Source organism: Moorella naiadis (nom. illeg.) (genome assembly GCF_051020825.1).
Lineage (GTDB): Bacteria > Bacillota > DSM-521 > Neomoorellales > Neomoorellaceae > Neomoorella > Neomoorella naiadis.
Genome location: NZ_JAXGFQ010000001.1, coordinates 37,479 through 50,260 on the forward strand (window position 1 = coordinate 37,479; position 12,782 = coordinate 50,260).

Here is a 12,782-nt window from a genome sequence, read left to right on the forward strand (position 1 = left end):
GCTCTACTCCCCTCCTTCCGTTTTAATCCGTTTTAAATTGAAAGTCTTTCCGTAAGGGATGCCCTTCAAAGTCATCGGGACACAGGATGCGCTTCAAGTTAGGATGCCCCCGAAACTGTACCCCCATGAGATCAAAGGCTTCCCGTTCCTGGACATCGGCTGCCGGCCAGAGGGTCGTAAGGGAAGGCACCTCCGGTTGCCGGCGGTCCAGGTTTACCTTCACCCGGAGCTCAGCCATCCCCGGTACAGACATTAAATGGTATACCATTTCTATCCGTGCGTCTTCCGGGAAATCAACAGCTGTTAGATCCGCCAGGAAGTTAAAACCCTGTTGCTCTTTAAGGGTCGTCATTACCGCCGCCAGCTGGTCAGCCGGTACAACCAGGGCCGGCATGTCCACCCCTTCCCTGACCTCCAGGTCCGGGAAAAGGCGCTGTATTTCCTGAATAAAATTGTCCGTTTTCATTTCTACTTCACCAACGCTACTTTAGGGTTAATAACCTTTTTCTTTAGCTCCAGCAGGCCATTGATCAGTGCCTCGGGCCGCGGGGCACACCCCGGGACATAGACATCAACCGGCACAATGGTGTCTACGCCCGGTACGACATTATAAGAGTCAACAAAGGGGCCGCCGCTGATGGCGCAGCTGCCCATGGCCACCACCCATTTCGGCGCCGGCATTTGCTCATAGATGCGCCGTAACAGGGGAGCCATCTTCCTGGTAACCGTGCCGGCCACAATCATTAAATCCGCCTGTCGCGGTGAGGGCCGGAAAACCTCGTAACCAAAGCGAGCAATATCATAGCGGGCGCCACCGGCGGCCATCATCTCAATGGCACAACAGGCCAGGCCAAAGGTCACCGGCCAGAAGGAGTGGGCCCGGCAATAGTTGAGCATAGCATCTACTGTAGAAAGAATTACATTGTCGGGTATCTGCGGCTCTGGCGGTTTCAGTCGAGCTATAGCCACTTCAACGCACCCTCCCTCCAGGCATACCAGAGACCAAGCACCAGGATGCCGATAAAAATAATCATCTCGGCAAAGGCAAAAAGCCCCAGGGCTTGAAAACGAACGGCCCAAGGATAAAGAAACACAGTTTCTACATCGAATAAGAGAAAGATCAGGGCATAAAGAAAGTAGCTGACCTTAAACTGGATCCAGGTCGGCCCCTGGGTCTCCAGGCCGCATTCATAGGTAGCCAGCTTATCACCCTCAGGAGGTTTTTTCGGGCGAATCAGCCAGTTGGCGACTAGAGCGGCAATGGCCGTGGCTGCCCCACCAAGGAGGAATACGGCTATAATTCCGTATTGCGACAACACCATGAACCCCCTTCAGTCAAAAATTCCCCATGGTTTTAAAAATACTCTAGTACATATTCGTCTTCATGATGGAAATTCCTTCTTACTGGCAGTTAAAAACTTAATCCTTTACCTTAAAACTACGCCGGTGCAGGTTACATGGTCCGAGGCGCCGTATTGCCTCCCGATGACTCCTGGTAGGATAACCCTTGTTTTCGGCCAGATCATAACCCGGGAAAACCGCGTCATAGGCCACCATCAGTTCATCCCGGGCTACTTTAGCCAGTATCGAAGCCGCCGCAATGGAAGCGCTCAGGGCATCCCCCCCCACCAAGGGAGTCTGGGGTATGCCCAAACCCGGTAACTGTAGGCCATCGATGAGCACGTGATCGGGCCGGATAGCTAGATTTGTCAGAGCCCGCCACATGGCCCAGCGGGAGGCCGCCAGGATATTCAGGCTATCAATCTCTTTGACAGAAACCCAACCAACACCCCAGGCCAGGCTTTCGTTTTTAATTATGGTGGCCAGTTCCCGACGCCTAGCCGGGGAAACTTTCTTCGAATCATTAAGGCCGGCGATAAACAACCCCCGCGGGAGAATGACGGCGGCGGCAGTTACCGGACCAGCCAGGGGACCGCGCCCCGCTTCATCGACGCCGGCGATCCTGGTCGCCCCCTGGCTTTGCAAGCGCCGTTCCCAGATATAAAGGGACGCTACCCGCTCCCTTTCAGCGACAGAGGACTGCAACTTGGACCACCTACTCTAGCTTACCATTAGTAAGGCCATGTTTCAAGGCATAAAGGGCCGCCTGGGTGCGATCAGCGACACCAATTTTATGAAAGATATGCGTGAGATGGTTTTTTACCGTTTTTTCACTGATAAACAACTCTCGGGCGATTTCCCGGTTCGACTTGCCCCGGCTTACCTGGATAAGAATCTCCTGTTCCCTTTCCGTCAAGGGTATGGATACCGGTGCTGGCGTAAAGGTCTCCTGTTTCTGGATACAGCCAATTACCTTTTGGGCCACCCCGGGGTGAATTACCTGGACACCCCGGGCCACCTGGTAGACCGCCTGCACCAGTTCTGCGGCACCGATGTCTTTGAGGACATAACCGGAAACCCCGGATCGTAAAAGTTCAATTATATACTCTTCATCATCATGAATGGTCAGGGCCAGGATGGCAATCTGGGGCCATTCCCTTTTAATTACTTTGGTAGCCTCAATCCCATTGAGACCTGGCATGTTAATATCCATAATAATTACCTGGGGATGGCAGCGCCTGGTCAGGGTAATGGCCTCCTGGCCGGTGGCGGCCTCCCCCACTACCTGCAGGCCAGCCTCCAGTTCCAGGATTTTGCGTATACCCTCCCGGACCAGGGGGTGGTCATCCGCAATTAAGACCGTAATTTTCCCTTCATCCGGCAAGATCCCCACTCCATCCTAGCTGCCGTGGAATCACCATTTCCAGTTCCGTACCCCGCCCCGGGGCTGTATTGATCGTCAACTTACCGCCTAAAAGTTTAATCCGTTCCTGCATACCCGCCAGGCCGTAACCGGCTCCCCGGGCCGTTTCCAGGTCAAAGCCGCAGCCTTCATCCTTGATATTCAGGTTAATCTTTTCCGGCCGGAACTCCAGTTTAACCCGGGCCCCGTTGACCCCGGCGTGTTTCCAGACGTTGTTTAGCGCCTCTTGAATCAGGCGAAAAATCCCTATTTCCACGGCCTTGTCCAGCCGTTCTTCATTGCCGATGATGGTCAGTTCCACCTCCAGGCCGTACCTTTCCAGGTATTCACCGGTAAAACGATACAGGGCCGGGACCAGTCCTAGATCGTCGAGCATCATCGGGCGCAGGGAAAAGATAATCTTGCGTATTTCCGCCAGGGTATCCCGGGCAAGATTACTCAAGGCCAGGAGTTCATTCTTTAATTCCCCCGGTTTAATATCCACCAGCCGAGTGCATAATTCCGCTTTAAAGGCGATGCCGGCCATGTTCTGGGCCGGGCCGTCATGAATCTCCCGGGCCAGGCGCTGGCGTTCCTCCTCCTGGGCCTGCAGAACTTTTAAGACCACCACATGGCGCTGTTCCATCTCTTCCAGGTGACTACCGACCCGGGCCAGCTCTCCCGTCAGCAGGGCCAGGGCGGCTCCCACATTGGTGACCAGTTCCTCGGCCCGCCGGACCATCTCCTGCTGGCTCTTCAGGTTGCTTTCCAGGCGATCCCGGCGCTGGCGCAGCTGGGTCTCCCGTTCCCGCCACAGCCCCAGCTGGACCTGGCACTCCCGGGCCCGTTCATAGGCGGTTTGCATCTCTTTTTCGCCATGGCGCATAAAGTCACGGCTGACTTCCATCAGGTGGGTTCTGGCCCTCTTTTCTTCTGCTTCCAGCCTGTCCACCCGGGCCGCGGCCTCACTGAATTCCCGCCGTACCTCGTCCAGTTCCTGGCGTAGCCGGGTTTCTTCCTGGCGGGCCGTTTCGGCAATATTATAAATTGCCTCCCGGCTCTGTTCCAGGGTCCTTACTGTTTCTTTAACTATCTGCTCCAGGGTGGCGGCAGTTTTAACTTCCCCCGGCAGGGAACATCCCCCCCTTCGTCCTTCAAGGCATCTCCAGGGTAAAGCGTCCCAGGTAACCCTCCCGGAAATCAATAACAAGGGCCCGGGCCGTCTTTTCCGGCTCGACTACCCCCCCGGGAAGAAGATAGCCGCGGGCCCGGCCGATAGCGTCCAAGACTTCTTCTGCCGTCCCCTGTTCCTGGATCCCATACCTGGCGGCCAGGGCCCCGGGGGCCTCCCGCAACAAAAAACCTCCTACCAGGAGGGCTACCTCCCGCACCGGCACGACGTCTTCCGGGGCACAGCCAATGGCCCCGAGCCAGAGGTCCGTGGCCGGTTCACGCCAGTGGGGCCAGATGACCCCCGGAGTATCGAGTAATTCCAGGTTATCTTTAATCCGGATCCACTGGGGGCCGCGGGTAATCCCGGGGTGGTTGCCGGTACGAACTACGCTCCTTCCTGCCAGGCGGTTGAGCAGGGAAGACTTCCCGACATTGGGGATACCCAGAGCTATAACCCGTAAAGGGGCCGCACCCAAACCCCGCCGGGCCCGAGCCGCCCTTTTCTCCCTGGCCAAAAAGTTCAGTTGCTGGTACAAAAAACGGCTGCCTTCGCCCGTCCGGGCGTTCAGGGCAACGGCCGGCAGGCCCCCGGCTTGCAGGCTTTCCAGCCAGCGGGCGGTGGCGCCGGGGTCGGCCAGGTCCGCCCTGGTCAGGACCAGCACCCGGTTCCGGGAACCTGTAACCTTCTCTAGCTCTGGGTAACGGCTGGAGGCGGGCAGCCGGGCATCGGCCACCTCCAGGATTACATCAACTACTTTTAAATACGAGCGCAGGGATTTTAAGGCCAGGGTCACCTTTGCCACCTACCTGATCAGTCCCAGGCGATTTAACGGCCAGAAGATAAACATAGCCTTGCCAATGACCAAGCGGCGATCCAATGTTCCCCACACCCGGCTATCGGCGCTGTTATTGCGGTTATCGCCCATCATAAAGTAGCTGTTGGCTGGTACCTTTATCGGACCGAAATCACTGTAAACCACCCCGGGGGGCAGATAGTTGGCCGGCGGTTGCGGTTGCCCGTTGACATAGAGAACGTTATTCCGGGCCTCCACCGTGTCGCCGCCCACTGCTATTACCCTTTTGATATAATCCCGGCTGGGATCCAGGGGGTAATGAAAAACCACCACGTCACCCCGCTGGGGGTCGCCCAGGCGGTAAGCCAGGCGGTTGACAATAATGCGATCCCCGGGGTAGAGAGTCGGTTCCATGGAAGGGGAAGGAATCCAAAAGGGTGTAAAAAGAAAGGCGCGGATAATCAGGGCCAAAAGGGCGGCTACAACCAGTGATTGGAGTAAATCCCACCACCAGTTCGTCTCCCTGCCCTCCCTGCCTTCTCTGCTTTCCGCCAAAGACTGCAAAAGCTGCGCCCCCCATTAGTCAAACACGGGACTGATGGCGCACCAGTCCCGCTGTTTAACTTCTTCCGGCTTTCTGTACCGGGTGATTTAGCGTACCTCTTTAATGCGGGCTGCTTTACCGACTAGACCCCGCAGGTAGTAGAGTTTGGCCCGCCGGACTCGGCCGCGGCGCACTACCTCGATCCGTTCCAGGCGCGGCGAGTGCAGAGGGAAGATCCTTTCTACCGCCACACCATAGGATACCCGCCGGACGGTAAAGGTCTCATTTATGCCCCGGCCCCGGCGGCCGATTACCACACCTTCAAAAACCTGGATCCGTTCCCGGTTGCCCTCGACGACTTTAACATGCACCCGCACCGTATCCCCGGGTCGAAAATCCGGGATATCGTTACGTAATTGTTCCTGTTCCAGGGTTTCGATGACATTCACCTTAAACCCCTCCTTTCCTTACCGCTAAACCAGCGCTTATTATACCAAAATATTTCCTTCGGAACAACATTAAGGAGTTCCCTTCCAGCCGAAGCTGGTTGCCCCGCCAACGGCTCCTTCGTAAATAGGCTTTTACTAAAAATGGTTCATCCCGTGCACCGCCGCCTCGCTGAGACTGCGCTGAGTTTGCTGGCGCCTCGAACCAAGTCGCCTTCCGCCTGTACCCGCCAGCCCTTACCTCAACTACGTTTTCATTGCTCGCTGGTGTGGGCGCTGCCCCTTCTTCAGCCCTGGCCCCTCTCCCTTTCCTGGTTGGTAATTTCCTCCAGGAAACGCCGATCTTCCGGGCTTAATTCTACCCCGGCCAGCAAATCGGGGCGACGCCGCCAGGTCCGCTCCAGGGCCTGCTGCCGCCGCCAGCGCCGGATCTCTTCATGGTTGCCGGAAAGGAGGACTGCCGGGACTTCCATGCCCCGGAAGGAACGGGGGCGGGTGTATTGGGGATATTCCAGCAGGCCCATAGCAAAGGAATCCTCCCGGGCTCCTTCCGGAGCGCCCAGGACCCCGGGCAACAACCTGGTCACGGCGTCGATAACGACCATGGCCGGTACCTCGCCGCCTGTAAGGATATAATCGCCAATGGAAAGCTCCCGGTCTACCAGGCCAATCCTGACCCGCTCATCAATACCTTCATAATGGCCGCAGATCAAGATGAGGTGCTCCTGCCGGGCCAACTGTCCGGCCAGCTCCTGGTTAAAGACCTCCCCCTGAGGTGACATCAGGATAATAGGCGGCCTGCCTGACTCACCAGCAGGGAGCAGGGCTTCCACCGCCAGGAAGAGAGGCTCGGCCTGCATAACCATCCCCGGCCCGCCACCAAAGGGATAATCGTCAACATTGCGATGTTTATTCCGGGCATAGGCCCGGATATCGACCAGGTTTACCTCCAGGTGGCCCCGCTCCCGGGCCCTTTTGATCATACTGGTATCCAGAAACCCGGCAAACATCTCGGGAAAAATGGTCAGGACATCGACCCGCAACCTGGAGACCCCCTAGTCCAGTAAGCCCGGCGGAAGTGCGACGCATATCTCCCTGGTGTTCAGGTCTATTTGGCGCACTACCTCTTTCAGGGCCGGTATTAAAACCTCCCGGGCATTGCCGGCGTCATGCTCCCGAACTACGTAGACATCATTGGCTCCGGTGGTCAGAACGTCGGTCAGGGTTCCCAGGTAATCCCCGGCCTGGGTATAGACCCGGCAACCAATTAGCTGGTAAATATAGTAGTGCCCTTCCGGCAGGGGTTCTACAGCCCAGGGTTCCACTTTTAAAATTGCCCCCCGGACGGCTGCGGCCTGATCGCGGTCATTAATCTCTGCCAGTTTCAGGATCAGGCCCCCCTTGCCAGGGCGAGACCTGGTGACGGTCACGGGGAAGGCCCGGCCCTCCCCACCCTCCGGGACCAGGATTAACCTGGTTCCAGGCCGGAAGCGTTCCGGGAAATCCGTCAGCGGGAGGATTTTTACCTCGCCCTGCACGCCGTGGGTACCGGTAATCTTACCGACACTGACCAGTTCCTGAGCCATGGCTAGTGGATAATCTCCACCACAACGCGCTTGCCTTCATGGGCGGCAGCAGCCTTGACCAGGGTGCGGATGGCCCGGGCTATCCGCCCCTGTTTACCAATTACCTTGCCCATATCCTCCTGGGCCACTCGGAGCTCGAGAATAACTGACTTCTCGCCGACAATCTGGTTGACGCTGATCTGGTCGGGGTGATCTACCAGGGCCTCGACCAGGGTTATTAACAATTCCTTCATGTGCTTTCCCCCTATTTAGCTTCCCGGGCAGTCATATACTTCTGCCATACCCCGGCTTTTTTAAATAGGGCCCGGACGGTTTCCGAGGGTTGGGCGCCGGTGTTTAACCAGCGCAGGGCCTTTTCCTCGTCTACCTTGATCTCGACCGGCTGCTTGACGGGATTATAGTACCCGATCTCCTCTACTACCCGGCCGTCCCGGGGTGAACGGGAATCGGCCACTACCAGACGATAGAAGGGCGCTTTCTTGGCACCCATTCGTTTCAGGCGGATTTTTGTCGCCATCCATCTCACCTCCTCTAAAGGATAGATATGAGAAGTGGGAGGTTGGAAGCCTTACCCAACCCCCTACATTCTAGTACCTTGTATGCAGATACCGTCTGCAGTCCAATCAGCTAAAAGGGAAAGGGTGGGCGGCCCTTGAGCTTTTTCTTGCCGCCGCCTTCGCTAAACATATGCATCAGCTTGCGGACATCCTCGAACTGGCGCAGCAGGTGGTTGACCTCCTGGACCCTGGTACCGCTGCCGGCAGCTATCCGCCGCTTGCGGCTACCATTAATTATGGCCGGGTTACGCCTCTCTTCGGGGGTCATGGACTGGATGATGGCTTCCGTGTGCAGCATCTCTTTCGGGTCGATCTGGAGGTCTTTAAACTGTTTCATTTTACCGGCGCCGGGCAGCAGACCCAGGATTTCATCCAGAGGGCCCATCTTTTTCATCTGTTTCATCTGCTCCAGAAAATCCTCCAGGGTGAACTCCTGCTGGCGGATTTTCTTTTGCAACTCCTTCGCCCGCTCGACATCCAGGTTGGCTTGGGCCTTTTCAATCAGGCTCAGGACGTCCCCCATCCCTAGGATGCGGGAAGCCAGCCGGTCCGGGTGGAAGGTCTCCAGGGCGTCTGTTTTTTCTCCCATGCCGATAAACTTGATGGGGCACCCGGTAACGGCCCGCACCGATAGCGCGGCCCCGCCGCGGGTATCGCCGTCCAATTTGGTCAAGATGACGCCGGTCAAACCCAGTTGCGCGTTAAAGGCGGAGGCCACCTGGACAGCGTCCTGGCCGGTCATGGCATCCACCACCAGGAGGATCTCCTGAGGCCGGACGGCTTCTTTAATTGCGGCCAGTTCGCCCATCATGGTTGCGTCAATATGGAGACGGCCGGCTGTATCCAGGATCACCGGGTTGCTACCGTGGGTGCGGGCATGTTCTACTGCCGCCCGGGCGATAGCCACCGGGCTGCTGCCCTCACCCATGCTGAAGACGGGAACCTGCAATTGCTCCCCCAGGACTTGGAGTTGCTTGATAGCCGCCGGCCGGTAAACGTCGACGGCCACCAGCAGGGGCCGGCGACCCTGGTTCTGCACCAGACGGGCGAGCTTGGCCGCCGTAGTAGTCTTACCGGCGCCCTGCAGACCGACCAGCATGATCACCGTCGGGGGCTGGCTGGCCCAATCAATCTTGCTCTCGCCGCCGCCCATGAGAGCCGTCATTTCCTCATGGACGATCTTAACCACCTGCTGGCCGGGAGTCAGGCTCCCCATGACCTCCTGGCCAACGGCCCGCTCTTTGACCCGGTTAATGAAGTCCTTGACCACCTTGAAGTTGACGTCGGCCTCCAGCAAGGCCAGGCGGATCTCCCGCATGGCCGCCGCCACATCGGCTTCGGTGAGTTTCCCTTTTCCCCGCAGTTTCTTAAAGGTCTCCTGGAGCTTATCCGCCAGGGAAGCAAAGACAGCCATCTGTTGCTCACCCCCTCAGTTGGTAATTTATAAAGCTACGGGTTATCCAGGTTAAATTATACTTAACTATTTACCCCGGCCTTCTTCCGAACCTGCTCCGCTCCCTCTCCGTTTTATGGACAATAGTTAAATAAAGTAGAATTAAACCTGGTGTTGTTCCTCAGGGCATCCTGACCCCCACCTGATTTTACATGCATACCAAAGGGTTTAATTTTTCCCTGTACAACCTTCCGGTAGATCCAGTAGTTCTTTCAGGATCCGGCCAACCTGCACCAGTTCCCCCTGGCAACCGTCACGGCGATAATTCTCGAGATGACTGATAGCTTCCGTCAGTCGTTTCCTCAAAGTCAGTTCCCGCTGCAGGTAACCCAGACGGGCTTCATAATCCTCCAGGGCTTTGACGGCCCGCTGCAGGCCGTCATAAACGGCCTGGCGGCTGATCCTCTCTTCGTCGGCTATCTCCCCCAGGGAAAGGTCGTGGTGATAGTGGAGTTCCAACCAACGCCGCTGTTTGGTGGTAAGGAGAGGACCGTAAAAGTCATAAAGGCGCGCTACCCGGGCCAGCTCATCGAGCATAAGCACCACCATAAAAGATTATAGGGGACTTACCCGGCTCTGTCAAGGGTATGACTTTGACAGCTCTAACAGGCATAAAAATATTCTCTTTTACTCCATCCTGGTAATTTTGTATCTTGAGCTAAAAGGATTATACGATTTTTTAGCGAAATATCGTTTACAAGCGAGGGGCAGATATATGGCTCCTCGCTATTTCGTATAAGTGACCACTTTTTTGTTCTCTTTTTATTGGCATGGAGAATACCCGTGTTAGCCTTTATTTGGCCGTGGGCACAAGCGTATATTTTACCCCATCAAACCCGGGAAAACGGAAATTAAGATAAGCAAGCCTGTCAACATAAGCAAGATCGTTACCGTTAGCCAGGAAATAACATTAAAACCAGGGGAATTGATAAAATTACCCATAATATCCCGGTTATTGATTAGCATCAGCATGAATATCAGAATAAACGGCAAGAGAATACCATTGACAACTTGAGACCAGAGCATAACTTGGATCAATGGCAAACCAGGGATTAATATAAAACCTGCCCCCGCTAAGACCAGGAAAGTATAAAGCCAGTAAAACACCGGCGCCTCGCGCCATTCCTTATCAACGCCGGCTTCAAAACCAAGGGCTTCACATACATAATAAGCCGTAGCCAGTGGTAAAATGGAGGCTGAAAAAACAGAAGCATTAAAGAGACCAAAAGCAAAGAGGAGGGAAGCCCAGTGTCCAGCAAGGGGCTCCAGGGCCAGGGCGGCATCCCGCGCTGTTTCAATATGGATATTGTTAAGGTAAAGAGTAGCAGCACAAGCTACGACAATAAAAACGGCGATAATGTCTGTCATCAAGCATCCCAAGATAACATCCAAGCGGGAATAGTTATATTGCTTTACGGTAATACCCTTTTCCACTATAGCCGATTGCAGATAAAATTGCATCCAGGGGGCAATGGTTGTACCTATCAAGCCTATTAATAAGGCCAGGTAATTATTGTTAAAATTAAGATGGGGGATAACCATTTGTTGAAAAACCTGCCCCCAGGCAGGTTTAGCAAGAATCGCCGAAGGGATATAGCAAAGATATAAGGCTGAAGCTATTAAAAAGATCCGTTCCACTTGTTTGTAAGAACCTTTAATAACAATCCACCAAACTAAAAGGGCTACCAGAGGCACGGCAATGTATTTACTCAAGCCGAAAATTTGCATGCTGGCAGCTACACCGGCAAATTCCGAAACTGTATTACCAAGATCAGCAAAAATAAGCCCCAACATCACAAACAGGATAATTTTAACACCGTAACGTTCCCGGATTAGATCTGCCAGACCTTTACCTGTCACGGCACCCATACGGGCACTCATTTCCTGGACTACTACTAAGGCCAGGGTCATGGGAATAAATACCCAAAGCAATTTATAACCAAAAGATGCTCCGGCTACAGAGTAGGTAGTAATACCTCCCGCATCATTATCAACATTTGCTGTGATAATACCCGGTCCCAACACTGCTAAAAAGATAAAAAGGTTTTTCCAAAAACTTACTTTTTTTAAATCCGTCATGGTTATAACCTCCAACCCGGTTTTCTGCGTAGCATAAAATCAGTAAAATTATTTAAACCACTCCGGTCAGGTTTCATGATATCTATAACATCGTCAATAGTAATAATTCCCGCTAACATTTGATCTGCATTAACCACCGGCACTGCTAATAAATTGTATTTGGTAACAGTCTCGAGTACTATGTCGTAATTATCCTGATCCTTAACACTTATTACCTTGGTCCGCATAATTGACTCTAAGGGGGTTTGGGGCGGAGCCACAATCAAGTCGCGTAAGGATAACACCCCTTTTAAAACCCCTTTGGCATCAATAACGTAAAGGTAATAAATAGTTTCCGCTGAAGGGGCCAGTTCTCTTAACTTAGCAATACTTTCTTCTGCAGTCATCTCGGCTGGAAAAGCAATAAATTCGGTCGTCATGAGCGCTCCGGCGGTATTCTCGGGGTACTTCATGAGTTCGCGTACATCCTGGGCTTTTTCCCGGGCCATATGCCCCAACAATTCGTTTGATTTTTCGTCGGAAAGTTCGCCCAGGATATCAGCTGCCTCGTCATAGGGCATTTCCGCCAATATTTTTGAGGCTCTTGTGCTATCCATATTGGCAATGATCTCTATTTTGGTATCCAGCTCGGCTTCGGCTAAAGCCTCGGCTGTGGTCTTATTATCCAAGTTAGCTAGTAATTGGTTACGCCTGATACTATCGAGGTCATCGATAATATCGGCCAAATCAGCTGGATGGAGCTCTTTGATTTGGGATTGTTCCAGGTTGAGCCTCAAGTTTGCCGTTTTGGTTTCCAGGGGCTTAATATATTGCCAGCCAACTAAATGCTGGGCCCGTTTTTTGGCCAGGGATTCCAGGCCAATCCGGCGCATCAAACCTCTTAAGCCAATATCCACCGCTAACAAAACAATATCCTGAGAGTTACCACGATCGATCCAGGCAAGTTTAATATCATTTACCCGTACCAGTTTGAAACCCTTTAAATCGATGATTTGTTTATCTAACAACCATTTACCAACATAGATTTCATCGTCGCATAAGGGACGCAAATGGCTTGCTGCCAAAGAAGACTTGAGTCTTAATCCTTTCTTATCCCATTGCTCGATTAGATCAACACTAACATGTTGCTGAACATCCTTGGCATATTTGATACCGGTCACTATCGGATAGAGTGTATCCCAACGGATAGCCATATCCCTTAGCCGCCCAACAACTCTTCCTTCTTTATCCATGATAACCTTACCTAAAACTTGGCTCAAAAAGAATTCACCTAGTATCTTAACCCCTTCCATCTATTCTCCCTCCTCGAATGAGCAAGTTGGTAATAATACACGGATGCCCCGTAGCCAGGGTGTATTAAGAGATAAGCTTTAAATCATATTATCACAACGATTAAAAAGACTTCCC

Annotated in this window: 17 protein-coding genes; all 17 read right to left on the bottom strand. The window is 53.7% G+C overall.

The window, feature by feature from the left end; all coding sequences use genetic code 11:
• Positions 1–22: 22 nt before the first annotated feature.
• The 17 genes from SDD30_RS00185 to SDD30_RS00265 all read right to left on the bottom strand — a co-directional run bounded on the left by SDD30_RS00185 (position 23) and on the right by SDD30_RS00265 (position 12,667).
• On the bottom strand, positions 23–466 hold the full coding sequence (locus SDD30_RS00185) for an NADH-quinone oxidoreductase subunit C (protein ID WP_434072907.1): 444 nt from the start codon (positions 464–466) through the stop codon (positions 23–25).
• Positions 467–468: 2 nt separating this feature from the next.
• Positions 469–954 (bottom strand): NADH-quinone oxidoreductase subunit B, encoded by a 486-nt coding sequence (locus SDD30_RS00190; protein ID WP_434073116.1) that lies wholly within the window; start codon positions 952–954, stop codon positions 469–471.
• A 5-nt stretch (positions 955–959) separates the two neighbouring features.
• Positions 960–1,319 (bottom strand): NADH-quinone oxidoreductase subunit A, encoded by a 360-nt coding sequence (locus tag SDD30_RS00195; RefSeq protein ID WP_434073117.1) that lies wholly within the window; start codon positions 1,317–1,319, stop codon positions 960–962.
• Between the two features lie 100 nt (positions 1,320–1,419).
• Positions 1,420–2,046 carry a ribonuclease HII gene (gene rnhB, locus SDD30_RS00200; RefSeq protein ID WP_434072908.1) on the bottom strand — a complete coding sequence of 209 codons (627 nt, stop codon included), beginning with the start codon at positions 2,044–2,046 and terminating at the stop codon, positions 1,420–1,422.
• A 10-nt stretch (positions 2,047–2,056) separates the two neighbouring features.
• Positions 2,057–2,725, bottom strand: coding sequence for a response regulator (locus tag SDD30_RS00205; RefSeq protein ID WP_434072909.1), 669 nt, complete (start codon positions 2,723–2,725; stop codon positions 2,057–2,059).
• The gene (locus SDD30_RS00210; protein WP_434072910.1) at positions 2,715–3,953 is read right to left on the bottom strand and encodes a sensor histidine kinase; all 1,239 of its coding nucleotides are present in this window, start codon (positions 3,951–3,953) and stop codon (positions 2,715–2,717) included. Before SDD30_RS00210 ends, SDD30_RS00205 begins: the two co-directional genes overlap by 11 nt.
• Positions 3,898–4,710, bottom strand: coding sequence for a ribosome biogenesis GTPase YlqF (gene ylqF, locus SDD30_RS00215; RefSeq protein ID WP_434072911.1), 813 nt, complete (start codon positions 4,708–4,710; stop codon positions 3,898–3,900). Before ylqF ends, SDD30_RS00210 begins: the two co-directional genes overlap by 56 nt.
• Before the next feature lie 9 nt (positions 4,711–4,719).
• Positions 4,720–5,274 (bottom strand): signal peptidase I, encoded by a 555-nt coding sequence (gene lepB / locus SDD30_RS00220; RefSeq protein WP_434072912.1) that lies wholly within the window; start codon positions 5,272–5,274, stop codon positions 4,720–4,722.
• Between the two features lie 87 nt (positions 5,275–5,361).
• On the bottom strand, positions 5,362–5,703 hold the full coding sequence (gene rplS / locus SDD30_RS00225; RefSeq protein ID WP_434072913.1) for a 50S ribosomal protein L19: 342 nt from the start codon (positions 5,701–5,703) through the stop codon (positions 5,362–5,364).
• 284 nt (positions 5,704–5,987) lie between these two features.
• Entirely contained in the window at positions 5,988–6,743 is a 756-nt protein-coding gene (gene trmD, locus SDD30_RS00230; protein ID WP_434072914.1) for a tRNA (guanosine(37)-N1)-methyltransferase TrmD, read from the bottom strand.
• 12 nt (positions 6,744–6,755) lie between these two features.
• On the bottom strand, positions 6,756–7,286 hold the full coding sequence (rimM, locus tag SDD30_RS00235) for a ribosome maturation factor RimM (protein ID WP_434072915.1): 531 nt from the start codon (positions 7,284–7,286) through the stop codon (positions 6,756–6,758).
• 2 nt (positions 7,287–7,288) lie between these two features.
• A complete protein-coding gene (locus tag SDD30_RS00240; protein WP_434072916.1) occupies positions 7,289–7,519 on the bottom strand; it encodes a KH domain-containing protein in 231 nt (76 codons plus the stop codon).
• 11 nt (positions 7,520–7,530) lie between these two features.
• Positions 7,531–7,803, bottom strand: coding sequence for a 30S ribosomal protein S16 (gene rpsP, locus SDD30_RS00245; protein WP_434072917.1), 273 nt, complete (start codon positions 7,801–7,803; stop codon positions 7,531–7,533).
• A gap of 110 nt (positions 7,804–7,913) precedes the next feature.
• Positions 7,914–9,257, bottom strand: a complete 1,344-nt coding sequence (gene ffh / locus SDD30_RS00250; protein WP_434072918.1) for a signal recognition particle protein — start codon at positions 9,255–9,257, stop codon at positions 7,914–7,916.
• A gap of 207 nt (positions 9,258–9,464) precedes the next feature.
• Positions 9,465–9,833 carry a YlxM family DNA-binding protein gene (gene ylxM, locus SDD30_RS00255; RefSeq protein ID WP_434072919.1) on the bottom strand — a complete coding sequence of 123 codons (369 nt, stop codon included), beginning with the start codon at positions 9,831–9,833 and terminating at the stop codon, positions 9,465–9,467.
• A gap of 285 nt (positions 9,834–10,118) precedes the next feature.
• The gene (locus SDD30_RS00260) at positions 10,119–11,375 is read right to left on the bottom strand and encodes an Nramp family divalent metal transporter (RefSeq protein WP_434072920.1); all 1,257 of its coding nucleotides are present in this window, start codon (positions 11,373–11,375) and stop codon (positions 10,119–10,121) included.
• Positions 11,376–11,377: 2 nt separating this feature from the next.
• Positions 11,378–12,667 (bottom strand): magnesium transporter MgtE N-terminal domain-containing protein, encoded by a 1,290-nt coding sequence (locus SDD30_RS00265; protein WP_434072921.1) that lies wholly within the window; start codon positions 12,665–12,667, stop codon positions 11,378–11,380.
• Between the last annotated feature and the right edge of the window lie 115 nt (positions 12,668–12,782).

Excerpts from the sequence above, each read along its gene's own strand:
- SDD30_RS00185 (WP_434072907.1), bottom strand. The coding sequence starts at position 466 with ATGAAAACGGACAATTTTATTCAGGAAATACAGCGCCTTTTCCCGGAC.
- rimM (WP_434072915.1), bottom strand. The coding sequence starts at position 7,286 with ATGGCTCAGGAACTGGTCAGTGTCGGTAAGATTACCGGTACCCACGGC.
- SDD30_RS00240 (WP_434072916.1), bottom strand. The coding sequence starts at position 7,519 with ATGAAGGAATTGTTAATAACCCTGGTCGAGGCCCTGGTAGATCACCCC.
- rpsP (WP_434072917.1), bottom strand. The coding sequence starts at position 7,803 with ATGGCGACAAAAATCCGCCTGAAACGAATGGGTGCCAAGAAAGCGCCC.
- ffh (WP_434072918.1), bottom strand. The coding sequence starts at position 9,257 with ATGGCTGTCTTTGCTTCCCTGGCGGATAAGCTCCAGGAGACCTTTAAG.
- ylxM (WP_434072919.1), bottom strand. The coding sequence starts at position 9,833 with ATGCTCGATGAGCTGGCCCGGGTAGCGCGCCTTTATGACTTTTACGGT.
- SDD30_RS00260 (WP_434072920.1), bottom strand. The coding sequence starts at position 11,375 with ATGACGGATTTAAAAAAAGTAAGTTTTTGGAAAAACCTTTTTATCTTT.
- SDD30_RS00265 (WP_434072921.1), bottom strand. The coding sequence starts at position 12,667 with ATGGAAGGGGTTAAGATACTAGGTGAATTCTTTTTGAGCCAAGTTTTA.